Here is a 26653-nt window from a genome sequence, read left to right on the forward strand (position 1 = left end):
GCATGAATGGGGGTCGCGATCGTCACCGGTGCGGGAGGCCTGGTCGGGTCGGAAGCCGTGGATTTCCTGGTGGAGCAGGGGCTGGACGTCGTCGGGATCGACAACGACATGCGTGCCCGCTTCTTCGGCGCCGAAGCCTCGACCCGGTGGCGCGTGGAGGAACTGTGCCGCCATCCGCGCTTCCGTCACGAGGGCGCGGATATTCGCGATTTCAACACTGTGGACCGTATCATCAGCGATGTCGCCGGAGACCTGAAGCTCGTCGTTCACGCAGCGGCACAACCCTCGCATGATTGGGCGGCACGCGACCCCTTCACCGATTTTGGTGTCAACGCACAGGGCACGCTGAACCTGCTGGAGGCGGTGCGGCGACACGCGGCGGGGGCTGCGTTCGTTTTCCTGTCGACCAACAAGGTCTACGGCGACACGCCAAATCGCCTGCCGCTCGTGGAACTGGAGACCCGCTGGGAACTCGACCGCGCCCACCCGTTCTTCCAGCGCGGCATCGACGAAACCATGAGCGTCGACCAGTCGACGCACTCGCTGTTCGGGGCGTCGAAGCTGGCCGCCGACGTGCTGGTGCAGGAGTATGGGCGCTCGTTCGGGATGAACACGGCGTGTTTCCGGGGAGGTTGCTTGACGGGGGGAAACCATGCGGGAACTGCGTTGCATGGCTTCCTCGCCTATCTGATGAAATGCACCGTGCAGCGACGCGGCTACACGATCCACGGGCATGCGGGAAAGCAGGTGCGCGACAACATCCATGCGCGCGATCTCGTCTCGGCCATCTGGTGCTACGCGCGGGCGCCGCGCCCGGCCCGGGTCTACAATATCGGCGGCGGCCGCTTTGCCAACTGCTCGATGCTGGAGGCGATCGATCTGTGCCAGGAGATCGCCGGCAGCCGTCTGGAGTGGACCTATGATCCGAGGCCACGCCACGGCGACCATATCTGGTGGGTGAGCGACAGCACCGCATTCTCGATCGACTATCCCGACTTCAAGCTGACCCGGGACATCCAGGCCATTCTCGAAGACATCCATGACAAGGGGCGCACGCGATGGCTGGCGGACGCATGATGCAATCAGCAATGGCGGGCTCTCGATGAAGCTTCTGGTGCTCGTCAACCATTACGCGCCGGATCGCGGCGGCGGTGGCGCTGCCTATACGGATCTGTGCCGAGGCCTTGCGCAACGCGGCATCGACGTGACCGTCGGCTGCCCCTACCCGTTCTATCCCGAGTGGCGAGACAAGAGCGGACGCAACGGGATGCGCCTGTGGCGCTACGAGGAAGGCGGCGTCAAGATCGTGCGATACGGGCTCGCGATCCCGCGCGACCCGCGTGCGCTGCTGCCACGGCTGGGCTTCGAACTTTCGCTCTTCCTTTCCGCGCTGCGGCTCGTACCCGAAGCCAGACAGGCCGACTGCGTCATGGTCTACTGCCCCTATTTCGGCATGGTTGCGGTCGGGGCGCTGATCCGTCTGCTCTACGGCACACCGTGCTGGCTGAACGTGCAGGACGTGATGAGCGATGCCGCGCGATCGACCGGAATGGTCCGCTCGCCGCTGCTGTCGCGCCTCATGGCCCGGGCCGAGCGCTTCGCCTTCAACCTCTACCCAGTGTGGAGCAGCATTTCACCTGTCATGGTCGAACGGCTCGCCGCGATGAGCCGAGGCAGACAGGAAATCGTATTGCTGCCGAACTGGCTCGACGGCGAACTGCGCGGCGAACTCGAAAAGCAAGAGCCAAGAACCCCTCCCGCCACGCCGGTCAGGCTGCTCTATGCCGGCAACATATCGCGCAAGCAGGACCTACTGCGGCTCTGCCGGTTTCTGGCCGACAGCGACATCGACTTCCGGTTTCGCCTGTTCGGCGATGGCGGAGAGGCCGAAGCGGTGCGCCGATGGGTGGAGACGGCCGGTGATGCGCGATTTTCCTTCGGCCGGTTTCTGGATGCGCCGGGACTGGCACGCGAACTTCGTGCGGCGGATTTCCATGTGGTGACAGAGAGATCGGGGGTGGGGGCTTCATTCTTTCCCAGCAAATATGTCGGCGGAATCGCGGCCGGCACCCCGATCCTTGCGATCTGCGACCGGGCCGGACCACTGGGCCGGGAAGTCTCGCGCGCGCGAACCGGCGCGCTGGTCGAATGGGCGGAACTCGACGATCTTTCTCAAATCCTACGTCAAGCCGGAACCGATGCGACTGACTGGCGGCTCTGGCAGCGGAACTGCCTTCTGCGAGCAAGGCATTTCGATCGGGACACGCTGTTGGACGACCTCGCCAACAGGCTGCATCGAATGGTGTCGAGCGGCACGCAGGCGGCGACGGCGGCCGCGCGGTGATCGTCGACCTGCATTCACGACCTCCTCCGCAAGACAATGAGATCGTCATTGTCGGCTCAGGCGCCGTCGGACTCAGCATGGCGGTCAACCTGTCACGGCGTGGCGTGCGGGTAGCGCTGCTCGAAGCAGGCCCGGAATTGCCTGACGAGACATCACAGGCGGTGTTCGGGACGGCCACCGCTTCAGGTCGCCCGCTGCCGGGACTTCATTGCGGCCGTACGCGGGCGCTTGGCGGAACGACCAACCGGTGGGCCGGGCAGATCGTTGCGATCGACCCGCATGTCATCGGCCAACGCCCCTGGATCGATTCTGACGGATGGCCGATCGCCCATCATGACATCGCGCCGTATCACGACGCGGCGCTCTCGCTTCTGGAAATGGAAAACACGCTTGCAGACAGTGCCGTCTGGAAGGCGCTGAACGTTGCGCCACCAGCGGCAACCGGCGACGTCGTGCCGTTCCTCACCCGGTGGACGCCGACGCCGCGCTTCGCCAAGCTGTTCAAACCGGACATCGTCCGATGCGCTAATCTCCGCGTCTGCCTCAACGCGCAGGCGACCGCATTGCGGTCGGCCGATGGCCGCTTCGTCGAGGGCGTCGTGGTGGCCAGCGGCACCGGCGCCACCTCCCTTGTCGGTGGCCGTCATGTGGTGCTCGCCTGCGGAACCGTCGAGACGGTACGCCTGCTGTTTCAGCCGCTGGCGGATGGGCGCCCGGCGCCATGGAGCGGCAATGCCTGGCTTGGCCGGGGCTTCATGGATCATGTCGATTGCACTGCCGCCACGGTCACGCCGCTCGATGCGCCCCGCTTCGCCGATTTGTTCGAGGCCGCCGTCATTGGAGGCCACAAATATCTTCCGAAGCTGAGACTTGGTCCTTCGGCACAGGAGCGTATGCGGTTGCTCGACGTGGCGGGCCACTTCGTCCACCACAGCCGATACGACGACGAAATCGAGGCGATCAAGGCTCTGGCGGGTGGCGCGCTCCACCTTGGACCGGGCCGGCGGCGGCGGATGGCGCTGTTGAGATCCGCAGTCAGCGGCTTCCGCTTCGTTCCTCCAATGGCGATGCGGTACCTTCGGCGCAGCCGGATCAAGGCCTTTCACGACCAGGGCATCACGCTGCGGCTGACTGCCGAGCAAACGCCGCAGGCCAACAGCCGGATCACGGCGAGGGACGACCGCGACGGGCATGGAATGCGCACGATCGACGTCGACTGGCGCGTGGCCCCCACACAGATCGAGACATTGGCCCGGTTCTCGGAACTGGTGCGCGACTACCTCGCAGCACAGCGATTGGCCACGACGACGATCGACACGCGGTTGGCCGCAAGGAACCCGGATTTTCTCGCCATGATCGATGACGCCAATCACCATATGGGCGGCGCCCGCATGGCAAACGCGCCTTCGGACGGGGTCGTCGATTCAAATCTGAAGGTCTTTGGGACGCACAATCTTCATGTCGCCGGCGCGGCGGTCTATCCGACGTCCGGCTTCCAGAACCCGACATTCACCGCCATCGCGCTGGGACTGCGGTTGGCCGACTCGCTCGCGGCGGGGATAAGGCCATGACTGTCCTCCCCCACGCCGCGTTCGAGACGACGAGGATCGGCGTCGGTTGCGCCCATCTGACCCAGGGGATTTCGTGCCGCTACGACAACCGGATCATCCACGCCGCACTGGATGCCGGGGCAAGGCACTTCGACGTCGCGCCGCAATACGGCCTGGGCACGGCGGAAGCGCTTCTCGGGCGCGCGCTGCGAGGGCGGCGAAACCAGGTGACAATCGTTTCGAAAGTCGGCATTCCGCGGCCCGAAGTGCCGCGTGCAATGTTGCAGGTTCGGGCGGTGGCGGCGCCGTTGCGATGGCTCATACGTCAATCCGGCTTGCTACCGCCCCGACGCGCTGCAACGCGCGACTTCAGCCTGAGCAATGTACGCGCAAGCGTGCGTGACAGCCTCCGCGATCTTCAGACGGACCACCTCGACGCGCTTCTCCTGCACATGGTGACGCTGGACGAAATCAGCGACGAGCTGCTGGACCATCTGGACAGGCTGCGGCAGGCCGGCACGGTCGGTGCGATCGGGCTTGCCACCACCCGCGCCGAGACGGCAAGGATTCTTGGCGCCTTTCCGCGCGTGTTCGACGTCGCGCAGCATGGGTGGAGCGTCTTCGATCCCGTGCCTGTCATGGATGACGGCAACGCCCTTCTCGTCACTCACGGCGCGCTGAGGGGCGCGTTCCATTCCTTGAGCGCCCGGATCAGGCGGGACAGCGGCTTACGCGAGCAGTTAAGCGAGGCAACCGGAGACGACCTTGGCGATCGTCGCCTGCTGGCCGCGCTGATGGTGGGAGCCGCGGTCGCGGCCAATCCTCACGGAATCGTCCTGGTGGCCTCCCGCTTCCCGCAGCGCCTCTGCGCGAATATTGCCGCTGCGCAGGACGATCGGATCGTGCTTGGGGGACGTCGGCTTGCTGCAGCGCTTCTCGAAGAGCGTGCCATCGGGACACCACGCCCATGAGGATCGGGCGGCGCGCTTCCGATGCATCGGAGTTGCTCCAGGGCGCCCAAACGATGGCAGCCTCGCAGGCTCCCATGGGACGCGTGATGAGGGGCGTCGGCGCGAACGCCTACGACAAGGCCGCAATCCTCGTCGTGCAGCTCCTGTCGATCCCGCTGCTGTCGCGTGAATGGGGCGCGGAAGGCTATGGCATCTGGCTGATGCTGATGACCGTCCCCGTCTACCTGCAATTGACGGATTTCGGCCTCGGCGCCGCCGCCACCGTAGAGATGACCAGAGGCATGGCGCGGGGCGACAGGGCGACGGTGCGGCAGATCTTCCAGTGTATCTGGCTGATGGTGACGGGAGTATCCCTTGCCACGGCAGCCATCGTCATCGGAATTGCCGCCGCCGTGGAAAGCAGCGGCGCGCCTTTCGGCGCCATCGTGCTCGTCACACTCTACGGGCTGCTGGTAATGCAGATCAACATGCAGATGACGGTCTACAGGGCGATCGGCAAATTTGCCACCTCGGTGGTCTTCACCGGGACCGTGCTGCTGGTCGAAGGAATCGCGGTGGTCGTCATCGCCGCCGGCGGGGGCGGCATCGTCGTGGCAATGGCGGCATTGCTGGTGCTGCGCGCCGCAGCATTGACCGGCTTTGCCATCCATCTCCATCGGGTCGAACCCTGGGCAAGACCCGGCCTGCGGGCCGTGAGCGCGGCAACGATGCGGTCGCTTACGCGGCCATCGCTTGCGGCTTTGTCGTTGACCCTGGCCGGCGCGGTCGTCCTGCAAGGGGCCCTGCTGACGCTCGGCTGGGCAGCCGGCCCCGCGACGGTCGCTATCTTCGGCGGCGCGCGGACCGTTTCGCGCGCGCCGTTGCAATTTGCCGGACTGTTCACGCGCGCCAGCCTGCCGGAGCTGACACTGTCGCAGGCGCGCGGCGACGTCGCGACGATCAGCCGGCTCAACCGGCTCAACATGCTGATTGCCCTTGCGGCCACCATCCCGTTCGCACTCTTGCTGGCGGGCTTTGGCCCGCAAATTCTTGCCGCGCTATCGGGCGGCGCACTGAAGGCCTCGACGTCGCTGTTCGCCCTGCTTGGCGCTGCCGTCATCGCCAATGCTGTCTGGATGGCCGAAGCCGCGCCGCTGATCGCGCAGAACCGCCAAGGCGGGTTCGGCTCCGTCTATCTGTGCACCTGCCTCTGCGTTGTGACCATGCCGTTGATCACACCGGGCGATCCGATGGGCGTGCTCGCCGGCGCCATCCTAGTCTCAGAGATTTTCTGCTGCCTTTCGGTCGCGGCCTCCAGATCGCGCGTGAGACGGGACCGTTGCCGCTTCCCGGGAGGGGTTCGATGATCGCGTCGCTGCTGGTTGCCACGATGCTGATCTGCGGCGCGCGCTGGCCGGGCGTGTTGGTCGCCGGCGCGCTGTTCACCTATCAAGCCAGCGTGCTCTCCGGATACCCGGGAATGACGCCAATCTATACGATCATAGCCCTGACGATCGCGGTCTGGAAGGCACGTCATGCGCTGGGGCGCCTGGTGCCGTCCTCGCTCGACATCACCTTTGCGCTGTTTCTCGCTGTTCATTGCTGCTCGGCGGCCTATGCGCCATCGCCGCCGGAAGCGTTCGCCGGCCTGCTCCGATTGGGTCTGGCGGCGGGTTCCATGTTCCTGCTTGGCCGGCTATGCGCGCTCGCCGTCCCGCCCGGTCGCATGGCTGTCGAGATCGCCGGAGGCATGATGATCTTTGGCGCCGCCTTTGCCGGCGTTTTCCTGCTGGGATCCGTCGGTTCTGCCACGCTGCGGTTGCAGATCGACGGTGCCACGGCTGTCGGGACGGCGCAGCCATTTCCTCTGGTGCTGACGGCGGGTTTTCTTGCGATGGTGGCCGCGCTCTCTCAAGCACGGCCGGCCCTTTTCATGATCTCGTGCGTGGCAACGCTCATATGCCTGCACGCGAGCATCGTCAGCGGCACGCGCGGCATCTTTGTCGCGCTCGCCGCCGGATTGATGATGATCGGTTGGCTCGGCGCCCGACAAATCCGGGCTTGGCTGGCAGCCGCCCTCGTGATCCTGGTGGTTGCCGCTGCGGTGCCGATGATGCCGCTTGTCGGCGGCGCTGAGCCGTTTCGCGCCGGCCTCGCCCGGCTGCTGGTCAATTTTCACCAGTCGGGAATCATGGCCGCTGATGTCTCCGGAGTGGTGCGGATGGAGCAGCTTTCGATGGGGCTGACACTGTGGGCAGACCATCCGCTGCTGGGCGTGGGGCTCGGCGGATATTCCGTCCTGACAGGACGCGACTATCCGCACAACATCTTCGTCGAGGTCGCGGCGGAATCGGGTGCTGTCGGGCTCGCGCTGCTGTCGATCCACCTTGCGACGCTGGCGTGGTTCCTGTCCCGCTTTCCCGGTCCGGCGGCTCGGCTCCTGCTGAGCGGGCTTCTCGTCGCCTGCCTGGTTCACATGCAATTCAGCTATTCGTTGTTCATGGCCAAGCCGCTTTTCCTGCTCACCGGCATCGCCGCTTCATGGAGCGGCATGCGGCGGGCTGCCGTGCCGCCTGTGTCCGGATTGCCGCGCACGGTGTTCTCGTGAGCGCGCCGATCGCCATATTCGGCTACAACCGACCCGCTCACCTGAAAGCGATGCTGGGCTCGCTCTTTCGCTGTCGCGGCATCGATGATGCCCCCCTCGTGATCTTCTCCGACGGACCGCGTGGCGACCAGGACCGGGGCGCGGTCCAGGCAGTTCGAGCGATCCTTGCAGAGCTACCGCGCGGTCGCGTCGAACTCGTCCTGGCCGAACAGAACAAGGGCCTGAAGCAGTCCATCTGCGATGGGGTGAGTGCTGTCACCGCACGATATGGCCGTGCCATCGTGCTCGAAGACGACCTGATCCTTTCACCAGCGGCGCTCGACTACTTCAATGCAGCGCTTGACAGATATGCGAGCGAACCGCGCGTGTGGAGCGTATCCGGCTACGTCCATGACGTGCCGGCGCTTAGCCATCGCGACCGTGCCTTCTTCCTGCCCTTCGCACAGCCCTGGGGCTGGGCAACCTGGGATCGCGCCTGGTGCCGGTTCGATCCGCAGAAGCCCGTTCCGGACGCTCTGCTCGCCTCGCCGGCCTTCCGCCAGGCGTTCTCGGCAAATGGCATTTCGGACTACGCGACGATGCTGAAGATGGCACGTGACGGCCAGATCAGCAGTTGGTTCGTGCGCTGGTATTTCGCGATGTTCAGCGAAGGCGGTCTCTCGCTGTTTCCACCAGCGACGCTGGTCGGCAATCGCGGTGTTTCCGGTGGGTCGGGTTCGCATGGCGGAAGGTTCAACCCGTATGACCTTCTGGTGAAGCCGATCTTGCCGTGCGACAGGACGTTCCAGCTTCCCGACGAGGTTGCCGTCGATTTTCAGGCGCTGGACGCGATCCCGCGCTGCTGGGAAGCCTCCGTGCTCCGCTTCAATCACCGGGCCGGTGCGATCAAGCGGCGAGTGCTTCGGACGCGAGCACGGTGATGCTCGACCGGGTGACGAAGTTCCTTCGGTTGCTGCGGCATCCCTTGTATCGCAAGGGCCTGCGCCACGGCATCGCGGCGGCGATCGAACATGAGCAGGCACTGCGCCGGCTGAGCATCGCGTCGATCATCGACGTCGGCGCCAACAAGGGCCAGTTCGCGCTGCTGGCGCGGGCCCTGTTCCCGGAGGCCATAATCCATGCTTTCGAGCCTATTGATGAGGAGGCCGCGCGCCTCGCTTCCTTTTTCGACGGTGATCGCGCGCTGACATTGCATCGTCTGGCCCTGGGCGAAGACACGGGATCGGCGACCATCAACATCTCGGCCCGCGCCGACAGCTCCTCGATGCTGCCGATCACACCGCTGCAGGAGCGGATTTTCCCGGGAACCGCGTTGATCGCGAGACGCACGATTGCGATGGCACGCGGTGACGACGTGTTGCGCGACACGGATTTCGAGCGCCCATTGATGATCAAGCTAGACGTTCAGGGATACGAGCTCTGTGCACTGCGTGGGTTGCGCGACACGCTGGCGGAGGCCGACTTCGTCCAGGTCGAGGTTTCGTTCGTTGCGCTTTATCAGGGTCAGCCGCTCGCGGACGAGGTCGTCGCGTTCCTGCGGCTGCATCGTTTCCGCCTCGCCGATATATACAACCTCAAGTCCGGCCCAAAGGGAACGGCGATTCAGGCCGACATGCTGTTCGAGCGGATGCCGGCCTGGAACTGACCTACGCCGCTCGCGCGACGCAGGACCGAAGGAAGCGGCCGCCAAGCGCCGCAGGATCGAGCGACACGTCGCCGGACAGGCCTTCCATTGCCTGGTCTGCGGCATCGTCGAAGCCGAGGGTGAGATCATGAGTGCCTGCTGGCAGGTGGATCTCGAGCTGGTCCGCCTCGCGCGTGACGGCCGCCCCTGGGTCGCCAAATATCCATTCGGTCGTCCCGCCACCGTCGGCAACCATCGCTCCCAGTACGTCGACATATTGGCCGAAGGTGTCCGAGCGTGGCGAGACGCCCAGCATCCAGTTCGTTTCGCTCGCGCCCGCGATGAAGTCGGCCTCGACTTCATGGAGTCCATCACCGAGGTCGGTGTTCGTCGCGTCCGCCCAGCCGCCGGCCGATGTGGTGGTCGCGACAAGATTGCCCACCGGTCCCTGGAAAAGCGATGCGGTCCCGCCGGTCTGCATGTAAATGCCGAATTGACCGGAGGTGCCGGCGCGGTACCGGACCTTGATGCGCACCGTCTGCCCGGTCGCAAGCTCCATCGGGCCGGAATTGCGTCGCGCAAACAGCGTGCCGTCACTACCGATCCTGCATGGGCTCGGGAACGCGCCGTCGGCACCAAGCACGGCTAGCACGGTCGCGCCCATGGCCGTCCAGGGCGAAGCACCGATGGCCAACGGCGCGAATGATAACCGCGTGCGCGCCTGCTCGAGACACAGGCCCCGGTCGACGAGGCGCATGTCGCCATCGCCGAAGGCGTGCACCGCGCCGGCGCTGTCGGTCGCCCATCCAGCGCCGGTGCGTGAATAGGCAAAAGCAGCGCCACCGGCGACGTGGGCGCCACCGCGCATATAGCGGCCCGTTACGAAATCAGCGGCTGACGTCGCATCGGCGGGCCACCAGCCAAGCGCGGCTGACGGCCGTGTCGCGAGATCGACACCGAGCATCAAACCAGCCCTACGATGCCGGTTGCCGTCGTCCCGGTTGCAAGCACCTTGGCGGCGCGCAACGGCAAAACAGTACCGCCGGCGACGCCGGACAGGGTCACTGACGCACCCGAAGAGAGCACCAGCGCGACGGCACCCGCCGACCCGACATAAAGCGCACGGACCAGTTCGGGCAATTCGCCGACATCATCCGGCGTGATCTCGAAGCCATGGGTAACCGGGGATTCCAGCCCGGTGGAGAAAGTCTCGTATCTGTCCTGCATCTGACGCTCCTTTGAAGAGGTGGTGATGCAGCACAGTCTACGGGCGCCCTGAGCCCCGGGGATAAACCGTACAGAACGGCTCAGCGATGCGACTGTCCCAGTACCATGTCGCAGACGAATTGCAGCTTGCGGGCGATCGGATCAGACAGCACAAAGGGATACAAATCGGGCTGACCCATGCTGCGATTGACGGCGTTGATCGCAACGGTCATGGGCACCCATGCCGACAGCAGCCGCGACACGTCGCGTGTACGGTAAGGGTCGAATATGTCACTGGCTTCGAGCCCATCCGGGTGCGTGACCGTCATGCCGAAGGCTGCGGCGGTCTCCAGCGTATCGACGATATGGAGATAGTGGGCCCAGGTCTCGGCAAAGTCTTCCCAGGGGTGGGTCGTCGCATAGGCGCTGATATAGGAAAGCTGCCAGCCGGCTGGCGGACCGTTTTCGTAGTGGCGCTGCAACGAAGCCGCGTAATCCTCGCGGTCGTCGCCGAAAAGATCACGGAAGGCATCGAGATTGCCGCGATCGCGGACAAGCCGGTCCCAATAATAATGGCCGATCTCGTGGCGGAAGTGACCGAGCAAGGTGCGATAGGGCTCGCCCATCTGCGCGCGGCGGCGTTCGCGCTCCGCATCGTCGCCTTCCGCCACATTGATGGTGATCAGCCCGTTCTCATGACCGGTGAGCACCGTCTCCACCGTGCCATCGGGCATCTGGTTGTCGGCGAGGAAGTCGAAAGCCAGCCCTTCATCCGGATCCTGGTTGCGGTCGGGCATCGGCAGCCGCCAGCGCATCAGCGAATAGAACAGGTGCCGCTTTGCCGCTTCGATCCTGCGCCAGTTTTCTGCCGCGTCCGGCATGGACAGGTCTGGCACGGTGCGATTGTGCCGGCATGCTGCGCAGAACTCGGCGTCCTCGTGCACCGGCACCAGCCAGTTGCACGCGTCGTGCGCCGCGTTGGCGCAAAGCCGCCAACCGTCACTGCCCGGCGCAAGCGCCAGCATGCGCGCCTGCTCCGGGTCATAGCCAAGCCGCATGCCGCAATGTACGCAGACAGTATTGTCAAAATAGGCGGCGTTGCCGCAGTTCCCGCACTCGAAGACTTTCATCGCACCACCGGTTGTTTCGCAACAGGTTAGAACGGCCCGCGAGCCGCTTTGTTGCAACGCGTCTCGTCAGTCGAGCGGGATGACGTCGACGGCCTGACGGGTTGTTTGCGAGCCTGCAGTCCACAGCACGCCCTTGACTGGCGCGACATCGGAGTAGTCGCGGCCCCTCGCCACGACGATATGATCGCTCGAAACACGCATGTCGTTGGTGGGATCAAATTCGATCCAGCCCAATTCGGTCCCACACCAGGCACCGACCCAGGCATGCATCGCGTCCGCGCCTTCAAGCCTCGGGCGTCCCTCAGGCGGCTTCGTTCGTAAGAATCCACTTACGTAAAGCGCTGGGATGCCGACCTCCCGCAGGCAGGCGATCATGATGTGCGAAAAATCCTGGCATACGCCATGACGCGCCGCGAACGCCTCGTCCATGTGGGTCTCGACGGTCGTTGCCTCCGGATCATAGCGCATATCGGCATGGATGGCGCAATTGATCGCATCGACACTGTCGAGAACCGACCCGCGACCGGCGACGATGCCGCGCGCATAGGCGCCAATCGCCGGGCTTGGCGACACAAGTGGCGACGGCGCGAGGAAATGGTGCGGCGCATCCGCACCCAGCGACCGGTAGCTTTCGACCTGCGTCCTCAGTGCATCGAGCGGCGGCGACACGTCCACGGGCGCTGGCGGCGCCTTGCGCTCGACCCTTGCACGGACGACGAACTCGATCTGGTCATGCGCCTCCGCGAAGACCACACCGGTGGTGCGGTTGCCGAAGAAATCGACATTGTCATACCGCTCGCGCGGCTGAGGGCTGATCTCGAGCACGCCTGCCACCATGCGTTGGACGGACGAGATTTCGGATGGCATCAGCCGCAGCAGATGTCGTCCGCCCGCAGCAGAGCGAGCATACTCATAGGTGGTCTTCATTCTCACTTCGTAGAGCATGGCCCCGCCTACCGCAGATACGCGTCTGAGATGAGATCGGAGAGATGCGCGATGTCATGGCCGCATTCGGCGAGGTCGCTGCTCGCCACCTCTTCAGGCGTGCGCACGGCCAATCCGGCGTGAAGCTGCAGGATCGCGCGTGCGAGCGGAGACGCGCGGCCGGGGCTGGACCGGTCCGGCAGGACGTCGATCTGTTCGTGCATCTCGCCCAGATGATAGAGGATCGAACGCGGATTCATCGTATCGAGCGCGAGCAGGTCGATCACCGTTTCGCGCGTGGTCGAGACCGCGAACCGGCGGCGGTGCGACATGGCGCTGTCACCGACTTCGACAACGAAGTCCAGTGCCCCGTCGGGCGCGGTTGCGTCCGCGAAATCGGCAAGAAGCGATGCCATGGCATAAGCACGCTCCAGAGACCGGCCCACCGTGAGGAAGCGCCAGCCGGTGAAGCGGTACATGTTTTCGTGGACGAGACCGGAAAAGCCGGTGATCTTGCGCAGCAACACGCTCATCGCGCGCGCGGCATCTTCGCCTGGCTCGACAGTCGCGGACATGCGCGCGGTGGTTCGGGCAAGATCGTTCAGCGCCATCCACCCATCGATCGAGAATCGGTCGCGCACCTTGCCGGCGGCGATGATCGCGGATTTCAGCATACGCTGGAGGGCAGCCGGCACCGGCTGCTCGACATCGACGCCTTGTGCCTTGAGATGCTCTGCGGCGAAGGCGAGAAGCGGCGTGTCGGGATGGCCCGTCTCGGCAAGCCTGCCGTGCCATGCACGCAGAAAACGCATCGTTTCTTCGGCACGTTCGACATAGCGGCCCAGCCAGAACAGATTGTCGGCTGCACGGCTTGGAAGCGTGCCGGGGTCAGGGCGGATGTACGGCGCGCTTGCCGCCGGTAGCATCGTGACCGAGTCGACGCTGCGGTCACTGACGATCCAGACGTCTGCGACCGCGCCGCCGCGCTGCATCGCCAATGCCGAGGGCTCATCGCTGCGCCCGATGCGCGCATAGCCGCCGGGCATGACCCGCCAGCCGTCTCGCGAGCGCGCCAGAAACACGCGTAACGTGGTGGCGCGGGGCTCCAAGCGGCCCTCGGCGTAAGCCGGCGTGGTCGACAGCGTCACCGCTTCCTGGCCGACGAGAAGGTGGCCGTCGAGGCGCAACCGATCCGCGATCGAGTCCTCGGGCGTTGCGCGCGCCCAGCCTGAGGTTTCCTCGCCGATCGTCTCGAAGGATGGCCGCGTCGACAACGCCGCGCCAATCGTCATCGCCTTTGCATTGGCGAGCACGTGTTCGCAGGCGCCGGGTTCCCCGCACCACCAGGTCGCGACGTTGGGAATCGCCAGTTTTTCGCCGTTCAAGGTCTGGCTGATGCGCGGCAGGAACGCCATCAGCGCACGGGTCTCCAGGATTCCGGTGCCGAGCGCATTGACGATCGCGACATTGCCGCGCCGTACCGCTTCCACGAGGCCAGCCGCGCCAATCGACGACGCTCCGTTCAGTTCGATCGGATCGGCCCAGGCGGAGTCGAGCCTGCGCCACAGGACGTTCACCGGCTGGGGCCCCGATACGGTGCGGACCATTACCCGGCCATCCTCGACCATCAGGTCCTCGCCCTCAAGCAGCATCATGCCGAGATAGCGGGCGATATAGGCATGCTCGTAGTAGGTGTCGTTCATCGGGCCGGGCGTGAGAATCGCCGCACGTCCCTCCCCTTCACCGCCCAGCGAGGCTAGGGTATCGCGAAACGCGCGAAAGAAGCCGGCGAGACGGTGGACATTCGCTTCGGCATAAAGATCGGAAAAGACCCGCGCCGTCGCCACCCGGTTCTCAAGAGCAAAACCAGCGCCAGACGGAGCCTGGGCGCGGTCGGCGAGCACCCACCAGCGTCCATCCGGGCCTCGACCCAGTTCGAACGACAGAAAATTGAGGAAGTGACCCGAGCGGGGCGCAATGCCGACCATCGGCCGCAGCCACTCCGGGCTTGCCGCGATCAGGCTGCCAGGCAGGTGCCCCCCGGCGACAAGCCGTTGCGGGCCATAGAGATCCGACACCACCATTTCGAGAAGATCGGCACGCTGGACCAGCCCAGCGGCGATGGCGCGCCATTCATCCTCGTGGATCAGCACGGGGACATGGCTCAGCGGCCAGTCGCGCTCCGGTGAATCGGTGTCGCCGTATTGGCGAAAGAAGACGCCCGCGTCCCGCAGATATTCGTCGCCGCGGGCGAAGCGCTGGGCGATGTCTTCCGCGCCAAGCGAGGAGAAATGATCGATGAACCGCCGCCACGCAGGCCGAACGCGGCCGCTCGCGTCCATCAGTTCATCGGGCACACCGGGGCGTGGCCGATATCCCGCCAACGGATCGCCCGCCAGATGATCGCCATTTGCCAGCGGCTTGATCGCCATGTCTCAGAGCCCTGCCGGGCGACGAAGGTCCAGCGTCATTGGAAACTCCGGATGCGGCGTTTCCGGCAAGGGCCGATAGGCGCCGGCTGTATGGCCGTTCGCCTCGAAGCGCGCCAGCCGCCGCGCCTCCGCCTCATTGCCATTGACGGGAAAGGTCTCGTAGCTGCGGCCGCCGGGATGCGCGACGTGGTACACACAGCCGCCGATCGACCGGCCGCTCCAGGTGTCGAAAACATCGAAGGTGAGCGGTGCATCGACCGGCAGAACCGGATGCAGCGCCAGTGCCGGCTGCCATGCCTTGAAGCGGACGCCGGCGACGCTTTGGCCATTGCCGACCTTCTGCATCGGCAGCGTGCGGCGGTTGCACGCGACAAGGTAGCGCTCCGGGTCGCTCGCCGCCGTCAGCCGTGCCTGAAGCCGTTCGACGGAAGAATCCGTGTAGCGCACCGTGCCGCCGATCGCCCCCGTCTCGCCCAGAACATGCCACGGCTCGAGAGCCTGGCGGATCTCGAGACGGACGCCGTCGAATTCGACCTCGCCGCAGAACGGGAAGCGAAACTCGGTCTGTGCTTCGAACCACTCCGGGCGCAACGTGAACCCATGCGCCGAGAGATCGGCGAGGACGTCGAGGAAGTCGCGCCAGATGAAATGCGGCAGCATGAAGCGGTCATGAAGTGCCGTGCCCCAGCGGGTGAGCGGCCCTGAAACGGGGGCGTCCCACAGCCGCGCGATGATGGCGCGGATGAGGACCTGCTGGGCGAGGCTCATGCGCGGATGCGGCGGCATCTCGAAGCCACGGAACTCGATCAGGCCGAGCCGCCCGGTGGGCCCATCCGGCGAATAGAGCTTGTCGATGCAAATCTCGGCGCGATGGGTGTTGCCGGTGACGTCGATCAGCAGGTTGCGGAACAACCTGTCGACGAGCCATGGCAACGGCTGGTCGCCCTTGCCGGGATCAGGCACCTGCGACATGGCGATTTCAAGTTCGTAAAGGCCATCGTGACGCGCTTCGTCGATCCGCGGCGCCTGGCTGGTCGGCCCGATGAAAAGGCCCGAAAAGAGATAGGACAGGCTCGGATGGCGCTGCCAAAAGAGCACCAGGCTGCGCAGCAGGTCCGGCCGGCGCAGGAACGGACTGTCGAGTGGCGTCGCGCCGCCGACCACGACGTGATTTCCACCACCCGTGCCGGTGTGGCGACCGTCGATCATGAACTTGTCTGCGCCGAGCCGACACAGCCGCGCCTCTTCGTAGATCGCCTCGGTCGTGGCGACGCACTCGTCCCAGTTCGCGGCGGGATGGATATTGACCTCGATGACGCCCGGGTCCGGCGCGACGCGAATGACGTTGAGCCTCGGATCGTGCGGAGGCGCGTAACCCTCGATATGAACCGTAAGTCCCTGCTTACGCGCGGCGGCTTCCGCCGCCGCCACGAGTTCCAGATAGTCCTCGACCCGCTCCACCGGCGGCATGAAGACACACAGTCTTCCGTCACGCGGCTCGACCGACATGGCGGTGCGCACGGCGCCGTCCGCGTCGGACAGCTCCTGCTGGACGAGCGTCTGGGTGGGGGCCGCCTCGGTGAAACTTGCCACTGCCTGAGGCGGATGCGGGCGTTCGACGTCCGGAAGCGCGCCGCGCATTTCGGTCGGGTCGGCCGGGTGCACATACGGATATTGCGATGGCGGCACGTAGGGCAATGCGCCAAGCGGCAGGCGGAAGCCGACCGGACTGTCACCGGGAACCAGGAACAGCCGCCCGCGACGAAGCTTCCAGGCTTCGGACTGCCAACCGCCGCCGGCTGCTTTCGCCTGCCAGCGCTGGATCGGCAGGACGTAGCCGCTGGGCTCGGTCAGCCCGCGCTCGAACACCCGCGCCAGGCGCGCGCGTTCCTCCGGGTCCTTGAGCTTGGAGTTTTCAGGCGTGACGTTTTCGGGAAGGTTGCCTTCCTTGATCACCCACTCGGCGGTGTCTTCGAACGCGGGCACGACGAACCCCGCATCGAGGGCCAGTTCGCCCGCGATGGCCTGCAGCAGCGTCTCCGCTTCCTTCGGCCCGGCGCCGGTGTCCTGGCCTTCCTCCGCTATCAGCGACGCGTCCTGCCAGATCGGCTTGCCGTCGCGACGCCAGTAGAGCGAAAACGTCCAGCGTGGCAGGCTCTCGCCGGGATACCACTTGCCCTGGCCGTAATGCAGGAAGCCGCCGGGAGCGAAACGGTCGCGCAAGCGGCGGATCAGCGTATCGGCCAGTTCGCGCTTCTGCGGTCCGACCGCATCGGTGTTCCACTCGGCGGATTCGAAGTCGTCTATCGATACGAAGGTCGGTTCGCCGCCCATGGTCAGGCGGACGTCGCCCTCCTGCAACCGCTGGTCGACCTGTCGACCCAGCGCATCGAGTTCGTCCCACGCCTCGTCGGAGAACGGCCTTGTGATCCGCGGATGCTCGGCAACCCTGTGCACCTTCATGTCGAAGGCGAAATCGACCTCTGCATAGCTCGCCATGCCGGTGATCGGCGCGGCGTTGCGAAAATGCGGCGTCGCCGCCAGCGGAATATGGCTCTCGCCGGTCAGCAGGCCCGAGGTCGGGTCGAGGCCGATCCAGCCGGCTCCGGGCACATAGGCTTCCGCCCAGGCGTGCAGGTCGGTGAAATCATGGTCGGTGCCCGCCGGGCCGTCTATCGCCTTGATGTCGGGCTTGAGCTGGATCAGGTATCCGGACACGAAACGCGCGGCGATGCCGAGATGGCGCAGCGCCTGCACCAGAAGCCAGCTCGAATCGCGGCAAGAGCCGGTGCCGCGTGAGAACGTTTCCTCTGGCGTCTGGACACCGGGCTCCATGCGAATGACATAGCCCACTTCCTGCGCCACGCGGGCATTGAGCCCGACCAGGAAATCGACCGTGCGGGTGCGCTCGCGCGGGATCGTTGCAAGGAAAGCGTCCAGATGCGGCCCGGCCGGCTCTGGCTGGAGATAGATCGACAGGTCCGGGCGAATGTCCTCGGGGTAGGTGAACGGCCAATGCTCGGCCTCTTCCTCGACGAAGAAGTCGAAGGGATTGTACACCGTCATGTCAGCGACCAGATCGACCTCGATCTTCAATTCGCGCACCGGGTCCGGGAACACGAAACGCGCCATCCAGTTGCCGTACGCATCCTGCTGATGGTTGACGAAATGGTTTGCCGGCGAGACCTTGAGCGAATGCGAGATGACGCGCGTGCGGCTGTGCGGCGCCGGCCTCAGACGAATGATCTGAGGGCCGAGCGTCACCGGCCGGTCATAGCTGTAATGCGTCAGGTGATGGATGCTGGCCTTGATGGACATGCGTAGGTGAATTGATCCCGTTGTTCCATGACAGGGTTTCACAAAACGCTGCAGCGCACCATAGCAATCGTCGTTCAGTCCACCTTGACCGCAATCACCGCGGCGCAGTCCCCGGCCTTGACCAGACCGGGAAAATGGCGTGCCGCCAGTATGCCGTCCATCCTGGCGCGGATTTCCTGAGGTGCGGTGCCCGTGCGACCGGTGCCATGTATGCGGGCGATCACCATGCCGTCTTCGACAGGGTCTCCGAGGTCAATCATGGTTTCGATCATGCCGTCATCCTCAGCGAAGGAAAAACAATCGTCTGAAGGCATGTCGAGCCACGATGTCCGGGTCTGCTCGATCTCGCCGTCGAGAATCCCGGAATGGCGCAGCAGGTTGGCGATGCCCTTGCGGGCGATACGCACCGTGCGTGCGCGAGACGTGCCACCCCCGCCGAGCTCCGTGGTGACGAACGTCTTGCCCATGTCCTCGGCGGCGGTATCGAGCATGCCGACAGCGTCGATCTCCAGCATCTTCACCGAATAGGGCGCCGAGAACGCCTCGACGGCCGCGAATGCCCGCGCTTCCTGCTCCTTGTCGCTGAGGATATGGGCCGCGCAGAACGGGACGAAGTCGAGCGTGCGCCCGCCGGAGTGGAAATCGAGCACGATATCCGCGCGCGGCAGCAGATGGCGCATCACGTAGTCGGCTATCTTTTCGGTCACCGTGCCATCGGGTCTGCCCGGAAACAGCCGATTGAGATTGCCCTTGTCGATGGGCGAGGTGCGGGTGCCGGCGCGGAACGCCGGATAGTTGAGCGCCGGCAGGATGATCACGGTGCCGGCGATGTCTTCCGGCTTCAACGTGCGCGCGAGCTCGTAAAGCGCAAGGGGGCCCTCATACTCGTCGCCATGATTGCCACCGGAAAGCAGCGCGGTGGAGCCGCGCCCGTTGCGGATGACGGCAATCGGCACCATCACGGAGCCCCAGGCGGAATCGTCTCGGCTGTAAGGCAGGCGCAGGAACCCGTGCTGCACGCCCTCGGCATCGAGATCGATGGTGGGCACGACGGGCGAAGGCCGAAGATGCTGGTCGAGCATGGTGCTCAGTCCTTGACGAAGAGCTGCCGCGGGACATTGGCGAGGCATTCCACGCCGGTGTCGGTGATGAGGATCGATTCCGTGATCTCGAGGCCCATATCCTCGAGCCAGAGGCCGGTCATGAAGTGGAAGGTCATGCCAGGCTCCAGCACCGTGCGGTCGCCGGGGCGCAGGCTCATGGTCCGCTCGCCCCAGTCCGGCGGATAGGACAGGCCGATCGGATAGCCGGTGCGGTTGTCCTTGACGATGCCATACTTCTTCAGCACGGCGAAGAATGCGTTGGCGATATCCTCGCAGGTATTGCCGGGGCGCGCGGCTTCCAGCCCCGCCTCCATGCCCTCCAGCGTGGCTTTCTCCGCGTCGAGGAACGCCTGCGTCGGCCTCCCGAGGAACACCGTGCGCGACAGCGGGCAGTGGTAGCGATGATAACAGCCGGCGATCTCGAAGAAGGTGCCCTCGCCGGCCTTCATAGGCTTGTCGTCCCATGTCAGGTGCGGCGCAGAGGCGTCCACGCCCGACGGCAGCAGCGGCACAATCGCCGGATAATCACCGCCGAAATCGTCGACGCCGCGAATGCCGGCATCGTAGATCTCCGCCACGAGATCGCATTTGCGCATGCCGACCTCGATCCTGTCGACGATGCGCGCGTGCATGGCCTCCACGATGCGGGCCGCGTTGCGCATGTAGCCGATCTCGGTCGGGCTCTTCACGGCACGCTGCCAGTTGACCAGCGCCGTTGCGTCGACGAAACGCGCGTTGGGCAGGCCCTTCTGCAAGGCGGCGAAGGCGGCGGCGGAGAACCAGTAATTGTCCATCTCGACCCCGACCACGAGGCCGTCGAGCCGGCGATCGCGCAACACATGCGCCAGATAGTCCATCGGGTGGCGTTCGGTGGACTGCACGTAATGATCGGCGTAGCCGACGATGTTTTCGTGCGCGAGATAGGCGGTGCGCTTTGCCCCGTTTGCATCCTGGCCGCGCCCGTACCAGATCGGCTCGCCTTGCGGCGGCACGATGACCGCCTGATGCACGTAGAACGACCATCCATCGTAGCCGGTCAGCCACGCCATGTTCGACGGGTCGCTGACAATCAGCACGTCAACGCCGCGCTGTTCCATTGCGCGGCGCGTCTTCGCCAGCCGCTGGGCGTATTCCTCACGCGAGAACCTGAGAACGGGCGCGTTCATTGATGGGTGTTTCCTCGTATCAGCTTTCGAAAATCGTGCCTGCCCGCGCCGTCGCCGCCCGGTCGCGGGCAAGCGTGGCAATTGCCGTGTCCTGGACGCCAGTGCCGGTCAGGTCGCAGACGCTGATGCTGGTCGGCGTGACGCGGCCGGGGATGAGTTCGGCCACGATCTGGCCGAGCTCGGGAAATTCATCGTCGGGCCTCACCAGGCGCGCCTTGATGGCATGGTGCAGCTCGCCCAACAGCCGCGTCTGCCTGAGGCTGTCGGCGACGTAGAGTTGGGCCCGCTTCACCAGCGCCGGATCGAGCTCGTTCTTGTGCTCGGCATCCGAACCCATGGCGGTGACGTGCTGCCCCGGGGAAACCCATTCCGCCTTGAACAAGGGCGTTTCGCTCGGCGTGGTGGTGACGATCACGTCGGCGCCCGCGATCGCCTTCTCGGGGTCGGTTTGCACGTGCACGACTATGCCCAAATCTTCGCGCACCGAGCGTGCGAGCGTCTCCGCCTTTGCGGCGTCGCGGGCCCATATCCGCGCCTCTTCGATCGGGCGGACAAGCGCCAGCGCCTTGAGCTGCAAGCCGGCCTGCACGCCGGCGCCGAAGATGGCGGCGACGGAAGAGTCGCGGCGCGAAAGGTACTTTGCCGCGACCGCGCCGGCGGCTGCCGTGCGCACGTCGGTTAGATAGCCGTTGTCGAGCAGCAGGGCCTCCACGAGGCCGGTCTTCGCCGACAGGAGCACCATCATGCCGTTGACGCTTGGCAAGCCGATCTTCGGATTGTCGAAGAAGCCCGGGCTGATCTTGATCGCGAAACCGTCGACGCCGGGCACATAGGCCGTCTTGACGTCAACCTCGCCACGATGTTCGGGAATGTCGAGCCGCAGGATCGGCGGCATCGCGACCTTTTCGGTTGCGAGGGCGCGAAAGGCGTTCTCGACGCATGCCACGGCCTCGAGATCGAGCGGAACGATCCGGCGCAGTTCGGCTTCGGTCAGGATGGTCATGCGGCTCATGCTGCACGCTCCTCGGCCATCGGATTTTCGCCGCAGACGATTCGGCGGTGCAAGTCCATGTCGATGTTGCGGCCGGACAGGATGACGACGGTGCTGCCGGACGGCTTCACATGCCCGGCAAGAAGGGCCGCGATGCCGACGGCACCCGCGCCCTCGACGATTTCCCGTTCTGCCTCGTAGGCGTGGACGATGCCCGCCGCGATCTCTTGTTCAGAAAGCACGACCACGTCGTCCAGCAGGTCGCGGCACATCGCGAAAGTGAGGTGGTTGTCGAGCCCGATCCCGCCGCCGAGTGAATCGGCCAGCGTCTGTTCCTCGCGTACGAGCATCGGCCTGCCGGCATCGAGGCTGGCCTTCATCGCCGCTCCGCGCGCCATCGACACGCCGATGACCCGCGCATGCGGGTTGATGCCCTTGACGGCAGCCGCAACCCCTGCCGCCAGCCCGCCGCCGGAGAGTTGCACGAGAACCGTGTGCAGGTCCGGGACCGCCTCGGTGATCTCGAGCCCCAGCGTGCCCTGCCCGGCGATGACGCCGGCATGATCGAACGGCGGCACCGCCGCCAGGCCTTCTTCGGCGACCAATCGTTCGACCTCGACCTGCGCATCGTCCTGGCTTTCGCCGACGATGCGGATGTCAGCGCCCAGCCGTTCGATCTCGTCGAGCTTGTTCTGTGGGACGAGCCGCGACATGCAGATCGTCGCACGCAGGCCTTCGAGCCTTGCGGCGTACGCCAGGGCGCGGCCATGATTGCCGGTCGACGCCGCCACCACGCCGTGCGCTTTCTGCGCATCGTCCAGCATTGCGACCGCATTGGTCGCGCCGCGCAGCTTGAAGCTGCCGGTCACCTGACGATGTTCGAGCTTGAGATGGACAGGTATCCCGAGGCGTTTCGACAAGGACGGCGATGGCGCGATCGGCGTTCGCTCGATCCTGCCGGCGATGCGCCCTGCCGCTGAACGGATGTCTTGCAAGCTGACGGTCATGGCCGATCACGCTCCCAGCGGCAGCGTCATCAGCCGCCCACGCTCGGGGCGCGCCGTTTCGTCGCCGCACAGCCGCAGGCACATCCATGCGCTGGCCTGATTGCTGGTGACGACCGGGCGGCCGATCGCGGCCTCGATCTCGGCGGCAACGCTTGCGGCGCGCAGCGCCGTACACGAGACGAACAAGGCGTCGGCGTCCTGCGCCGTCGCCTCGCGCGCCAGACGAACCAGTTCCGCCGGCGCGATTCGCGCCATTTCGCGGTCATCGGACAAGCCAAGGCATGTGACGCTGGCGAGATCGAAGCCTTTGGCCAGAAAATAGTCGGCCATCGGACGCGTGGTCTCGACAGTGTATGGCGTCAACATACTGATCCTCCGCGCACCGAGCGTCTTCAGGCCCCTCGCGGCAGCAGCAGCGGGCGTCACCACCGGGACCCCCGGCTTTCCCGCCAGCAGTGCCTGCTGCACCACCTCGTCGCCGATGACCACCGACGCCGAGGTGCAGGAATAGCAGAGCGCGTCCAGCGGCTCGTCCGGCAATATCAGCCGCGCCGCCTCGCTTAGCGACGGCTGCATGGCGCGCAGGTTTTCCGGCGTCGTCGGATTGGCGTATGCAACGCGTGCGACGTAGACTCCGATGCGGTCCGACGCCACCAGACGGCGGAAATCCACCTCGCTGGTGTGGTCCGTCGCCAGAATGACGAGCCCGACGCGCCGCTCGAGCGGCCGTTCGTCGAGAGCGACCGCGCCGGACGCCACCTGGACCTTGCATGTGGCGGACGAGGCACTGTTGAGCGGCACCGGCGTATCCATTGTCAGGTTATTTCACCGTCAGGCAGGGGCAGGACGCCAGGCTCGTGACCTTGTGCGAGACACTGCCGAGAAGAAAACCTTCGACATCCCCCAATCCCCGGCTGCCGAGCACGATGAGGTCCATACCTTCGTCACGCGCGATGTTGACGATGGTGCGCGCCGGTGGCCCGCGCTTCACCAATGTGCGGGGCTTGCTTGCCCCGAGCTTCTCGAGTTCTTCCGCTGCAACGCGCACCACCGCGCGCGCGTGTTCCGAAAGAGCCTTGTCTGGCGGGGAAGGGTCTCCTGACCGCACCATCGACAGCGAACTCTCAAGCGGGCTGTGATGGCGATAGACGCACAGAACCGCAATCTCCGCATCGTAGCGGCCGGCAACGTCAGCCGCGACCGCCAGCGCGCGCATCGCCGGCTCCGAGCCATCGACCGGAAGCAGTATCTTCTTGAACATTCTCTCTCCTCTCCGTCTCGCCGCGTCAGCGGAACGCCAGGTCGCGCAGGAACAATGCGATCTGCGGGAAGAAGATCAGTGCCACCGAGACGCCGAGCAGCATGATGATGAAGGGAGGCGTCCCCCTGACAACCTCGATATAGGGCCGCTTGAAAACCGCGATCGCCGTGAAGATGTCGCAACCGAATGGCGGCGTGGCGGAGCCGATCGCGACCTGAAGCGTGATGATGGTCCCCACCAGCACGGGATCGAGGCCGACGGAGTCGACCACCGGGGCGAAGATCGGCACCAGCACAAGGATCACCACGATCGGATCGACGAACATGCAGCCGATGAAGAAGGCGATGGAGATCACGAACAGGACGCCGATCTGGCCCATCTCGGAAATGCCCACAGAAGCGAGGACCTGCTGCGGTATCTGGGCAAAGGATATAACCCATGAAAAGGCCGCGCCAGCGCCGACCAGGATGAATACCACTGCCGTTATGAGACCGGTGGACTTCGCCGTTGCGTAGACTTCCTTCAAGCCCATCGAACGGAAGATCACCAGTTCGAGCAGGAGGGCGTAGAGCACGCATGCAGCCGCGGCTTCGGTGGGGCTGAAGACGCCACCATAGATGCCGCCGACGATGATTGCCGGAAAGCCAAGTGGCCACAGCGCCTGCTGGACAGCCTGCGCGCGCTCTCCCCATGATGCCTTTGGCTCGGTCGGCACGTTGTGCCGCGTGGCATAGATCACCGCATAGATCGAGAATATGACGAGGATCAAAAGACCGGGTCCTATGCCGGCAATGAAGAGTTCGGCGATGGAGGTCCCCGAGACGACGCCGTAGATGATCATGCCGATTGAGGGCGGTATCAGAAACGCGATATCGGAGGAATTGACGATCAGAGCCAGGACGAAACTGTCCTTGTAGCCAGCCTTGAGCATCCGTGGCCTCAGCGGCGTTCCTACCGCGACGACCGTCGCCTGGGTCGACCCGGAGACCGCGCCGAACATCGTGCAGGCCGCCGCGGTGGAGACCGCCAGGCCGCCGCGGACATGCCCGACGAACGCCATCACCATGTCTATGAGGCGCCCGGCCGAGCTGCCCCGCGTCATGATGTCGGCGGCGAAGATGAACATCGGCACCGCGATCAACGATGCGGGTCGAATGCCGGCAAGCATCTGCTGGATCATCGTCTCGAGCTGACCGAAGCCGCCGAACAGAGTGAAGAAGCCGACGAAAGCAGCGGCGATCAACGGGATCATCATCGGGAATCCGGCAAGCAGAAGCACGATCATGATGAGGAAGATGGTGAGCGCCATGTCTGGGTCCTCAGAGCGGGTCGGAGTCTTCCTCGTAGCCCTCGAGCACGATCGTCGAGAGCCAGATGTCCTTGTCCGTGAGGTTTTTCACGGCGGTCAGGGCGTACTGCATGCCTGTCATGAAGAACCCCACCGGCACCCAGACATACATCCACCACACGGGGATCTGCAGCGCAGGCAAGAGCCGTCCGCGTCCCGCCTGGGTTATGATGTAGCCGGCTGCATACCAGCACAGGCCGAACATGAAGATCGCGGTCACCACCGCGATCAACACCATCATCGTGCGCCGCGCAGGCGTCGGCAGCTGGTCGAATATGGCCGACATGCGGATATGCCGACCGTGCCGGGCGGCATAGCTGATGCCGGCAAAGGTGATCAGCACGATGAGTATCGAATTGAGCTCTTCGGAGAAGTAGATGCTGCTCTGGAGCACGAACCGCCCCACGACGTTGGCGACCGTGTTGGCCGCCATCAGCAGCACGCCGGCGGCGAGCATCACCGCCTCGATGCGCGCAATCGCCGTATCAACGATGCCCAGGACGCCGGGCAGGTTGGATTCGGCCGGCGTTGCGGAAGCAGGGATCTCGCTCAACGGCGTAACTCCAGGTTAGAGGCAGGAAAGGGGTTGCGCCGGGATCGCGGACATCCGGGGCCGGATACGTGCCCGGCGCAACAAATCGCCTCTAGTCTACCGCTTCAAGATCGGCCTTCATCTGATCGAGTATTTTCTTGCCGCCTTCACCCGTCATTTCGAGGAAGGTGGCTTCGACTTCGGCTGCCGCTTCCATGAACGGCTGCCTCTCTTCATCCGTTAGGATGTTGATCTGCATGTCGGGCTTGGCTTCCTTGATCTTTTCGAGCGACTCTTCCTGCAGACCCTTCTGATAGTCCAGAATGTAGTCGAATGCGGACTGGATCGCGCTCTGGACCAGCTCCTGGTCCGCTGCCTCCAACCCGTCAAAGAAGTCCTTGTTTGCCATCACCGCGGTGGTGAAGTTGTTGTGACCCGGGCAGGTGATGACGTTGGTGACCTCGTACATCTTGGTGGATTCAAGGAAGAAGCCCGGATTTTCCTGGCCCTGGATGATACCGGTCTGCAACGCGCCATAGACTTCGCCCCACGGCAGCGGCGTCGGCGTTGCACCCCATGCCGCATAGGCCTCGACGAGGAGCGGGTTGGTCATCACCCGGAACTTCACCTCGTTGAGATCCGCTGGCGTCTTCACCGGCTCCTGGGTGGTCAGGCAGACCTCACCTTCTGGGAACATGGTGAGAAGCTCAAGGCCCTGTTCGGCGTAGAGTTCGGGGAACATCTCGTTGATCGCCTTGGATGTCCGGAAGAACTCGAAGAGTTTCTCCTCGTTCTGGGGAAGCAGATAAGGCACGAAGAAGACCTGCGCTTCGGGAATCAGCGCGCCCGTGAAGCCAGGCGACTGATCGACGAATTGCAGGATCCCCGCCTGTGCCTGCTCCATGATGTCGGCCGACTCGCCCAGAGTGCCAAATGGGAACAGGGTCACGGTGTGATCCGAGTTCTCCTCGATGTATTCCTTGAACTTGGTCGCGTAGACGCCCTGAACCTCCGTGAGAGCCTCCTCAAAAGCGTAACGCCATTCGTCGGCGTGCGCGGAAAGCGACATCGCCGCCAGCGCGGCGCCCGCCATAAGGCTGCGTGAGATTGTCTTGGAAATGTTGCGCATGGAGTTCCCCTTTTTTGGCCGAATGTCGCC

General features: G+C 64.8%; 23 protein-coding genes. 8 read left to right on the forward strand and 15 right to left on the reverse strand.

What is annotated here, in order from left to right; genetic code table 11:
- Positions 1-6 precede the first annotated feature (6 nt).
- From AAFN84_RS10670 to AAFN84_RS10705, 8 genes are read left to right on the forward strand one after another with little or no spacing between them, the layout of a single operon-like run.
- Positions 7-1077, forward strand: a complete 1071-nt coding sequence (locus AAFN84_RS10670) for an NAD-dependent epimerase/dehydratase family protein (RefSeq protein ID WP_347514529.1) — start codon at positions 7-9, stop codon at positions 1075-1077.
- Positions 1040-2344, forward strand: coding sequence for a glycosyltransferase family 4 protein (locus AAFN84_RS10675; protein ID WP_347514530.1), 1305 nt, complete (start codon positions 1040-1042; stop codon positions 2342-2344). The genes AAFN84_RS10670 and AAFN84_RS10675 overlap by 38 nt, the downstream gene beginning before the upstream one ends.
- A complete protein-coding gene (locus tag AAFN84_RS10680; protein WP_347514531.1) occupies positions 2341-3915 on the forward strand; it encodes an FAD-dependent oxidoreductase in 1575 nt (524 codons plus the stop codon). Before AAFN84_RS10675 ends, AAFN84_RS10680 begins: the two co-directional genes overlap by 4 nt.
- A complete protein-coding gene (locus AAFN84_RS10685; RefSeq protein ID WP_347514532.1) occupies positions 3912-4865 on the forward strand; it encodes an aldo/keto reductase in 954 nt (317 codons plus the stop codon). The genes AAFN84_RS10680 and AAFN84_RS10685 overlap by 4 nt, the downstream gene beginning before the upstream one ends.
- A 53-nt stretch (positions 4866-4918) precedes the next feature.
- Entirely contained in the window at positions 4919-6211 is a 1293-nt protein-coding gene (locus AAFN84_RS10690) for a lipopolysaccharide biosynthesis protein (protein ID WP_347514533.1), read from the forward strand.
- Positions 6208-7452 carry an O-antigen ligase family protein gene (locus tag AAFN84_RS10695; RefSeq protein ID WP_347514534.1) on the forward strand — a complete coding sequence of 415 codons (1245 nt, stop codon included), beginning with the start codon at positions 6208-6210 and terminating at the stop codon, positions 7450-7452. Before AAFN84_RS10690 ends, AAFN84_RS10695 begins: the two co-directional genes overlap by 4 nt.
- Positions 7449-8372 carry a hypothetical protein gene (locus tag AAFN84_RS10700; protein WP_347514535.1) on the forward strand — a complete coding sequence of 308 codons (924 nt, stop codon included), beginning with the start codon at positions 7449-7451 and terminating at the stop codon, positions 8370-8372. Before AAFN84_RS10695 ends, AAFN84_RS10700 begins: the two co-directional genes overlap by 4 nt.
- Positions 8372-9097, forward strand: coding sequence for an FkbM family methyltransferase (locus tag AAFN84_RS10705; protein ID WP_347514536.1), 726 nt, complete (start codon positions 8372-8374; stop codon positions 9095-9097). The genes AAFN84_RS10700 and AAFN84_RS10705 overlap by 1 nt, the downstream gene beginning before the upstream one ends.
- Position 9098: 1 nt before the next feature.
- Here AAFN84_RS10705 and AAFN84_RS10710 read toward each other — a convergent pair whose 3' ends face one another.
- The 15 genes from AAFN84_RS10710 to dctP form a co-directional block, all read right to left on the reverse strand.
- Positions 9099-10040 (reverse strand): hypothetical protein, encoded by a 942-nt coding sequence (locus tag AAFN84_RS10710; RefSeq protein ID WP_347514537.1) that lies wholly within the window; start codon positions 10038-10040, stop codon positions 9099-9101.
- On the reverse strand, positions 10040-10303 hold the full coding sequence (locus tag AAFN84_RS10715; protein ID WP_347514538.1) for a hypothetical protein: 264 nt from the start codon (positions 10301-10303) through the stop codon (positions 10040-10042). Before AAFN84_RS10715 ends, AAFN84_RS10710 begins: the two co-directional genes overlap by 1 nt.
- Before the next feature lie 80 nt (positions 10304-10383).
- Positions 10384-11412 carry a putative zinc-binding peptidase gene (locus AAFN84_RS10720; protein WP_347514539.1) on the reverse strand — a complete coding sequence of 343 codons (1029 nt, stop codon included), beginning with the start codon at positions 11410-11412 and terminating at the stop codon, positions 10384-10386.
- Positions 11413-11478: 66 nt separating this feature from the next.
- The gene (locus tag AAFN84_RS10725; protein WP_347514540.1) at positions 11479-12357 is read right to left on the reverse strand and encodes a transglutaminase family protein; all 879 of its coding nucleotides are present in this window, start codon (positions 12355-12357) and stop codon (positions 11479-11481) included.
- Positions 12358-12365: 8 nt separating this feature from the next.
- Entirely contained in the window at positions 12366-14768 is a 2403-nt protein-coding gene (locus tag AAFN84_RS10730) for a circularly permuted type 2 ATP-grasp protein (protein WP_347514541.1), read from the reverse strand.
- A gap of 3 nt (positions 14769-14771) precedes the next feature.
- Positions 14772-18086, reverse strand: a complete 3315-nt coding sequence (locus tag AAFN84_RS10735) for a transglutaminase family protein (protein WP_347514542.1) — start codon at positions 18084-18086, stop codon at positions 14772-14774.
- A 74-nt stretch (positions 18087-18160) separates the two neighbouring features.
- Entirely contained in the window at positions 18161-19168 is a 1008-nt protein-coding gene (gene doeB / locus AAFN84_RS10740; RefSeq protein WP_347514543.1) for a N(2)-acetyl-L-2,4-diaminobutanoate deacetylase DoeB, read from the reverse strand.
- A 5-nt stretch (positions 19169-19173) separates the two neighbouring features.
- Positions 19174-20355 carry an ectoine hydrolase DoeA gene (gene doeA / locus AAFN84_RS10745; RefSeq protein WP_347514544.1) on the reverse strand — a complete coding sequence of 394 codons (1182 nt, stop codon included), beginning with the start codon at positions 20353-20355 and terminating at the stop codon, positions 19174-19176.
- Between the two features lie 19 nt (positions 20356-20374).
- Positions 20375-21367: an ectoine utilization protein EutC gene (eutC, locus tag AAFN84_RS10750; protein ID WP_347514545.1), complete on the reverse strand. Its 993-nt coding sequence runs from the start codon at positions 21365-21367 to the stop codon at positions 20375-20377.
- Positions 21364-22353 (reverse strand): hydroxyectoine utilization dehydratase EutB, encoded by a 990-nt coding sequence (gene eutB / locus AAFN84_RS10755; protein WP_347514546.1) that lies wholly within the window; start codon positions 22351-22353, stop codon positions 21364-21366. The genes eutC and eutB overlap by 4 nt, the downstream gene beginning before the upstream one ends.
- Before the next feature lie 6 nt (positions 22354-22359).
- The gene (gene eutA, locus AAFN84_RS10760; RefSeq protein WP_347515108.1) at positions 22360-23112 is read right to left on the reverse strand and encodes an ectoine utilization protein EutA; all 753 of its coding nucleotides are present in this window, start codon (positions 23110-23112) and stop codon (positions 22360-22362) included.
- Positions 23113-23173: 61 nt separating this feature from the next.
- Positions 23174-23614, reverse strand: coding sequence for a universal stress protein (locus AAFN84_RS10765; RefSeq protein WP_347514547.1), 441 nt, complete (start codon positions 23612-23614; stop codon positions 23174-23176).
- A 25-nt stretch (positions 23615-23639) separates the two neighbouring features.
- Positions 23640-24923, reverse strand: a complete 1284-nt coding sequence (locus AAFN84_RS10770; protein WP_347514548.1) for a TRAP transporter large permease — start codon at positions 24921-24923, stop codon at positions 23640-23642.
- 10 nt (positions 24924-24933) lie between these two features.
- Positions 24934-25515: a TRAP transporter small permease gene (locus AAFN84_RS10775; RefSeq protein WP_347514549.1), complete on the reverse strand. Its 582-nt coding sequence runs from the start codon at positions 25513-25515 to the stop codon at positions 24934-24936.
- 91 nt (positions 25516-25606) lie between these two features.
- A complete protein-coding gene (dctP, locus tag AAFN84_RS10780; RefSeq protein WP_347514550.1) occupies positions 25607-26623 on the reverse strand; it encodes a TRAP transporter substrate-binding protein DctP in 1017 nt (338 codons plus the stop codon).
- Between the last annotated feature and the right edge of the window lie 30 nt (positions 26624-26653).

Source organism: Mesorhizobium sp. CAU 1741 (genome assembly GCF_039839275.1).
Classification (GTDB): Bacteria; Pseudomonadota; Alphaproteobacteria; order Rhizobiales; family Rhizobiaceae; genus Aerobium.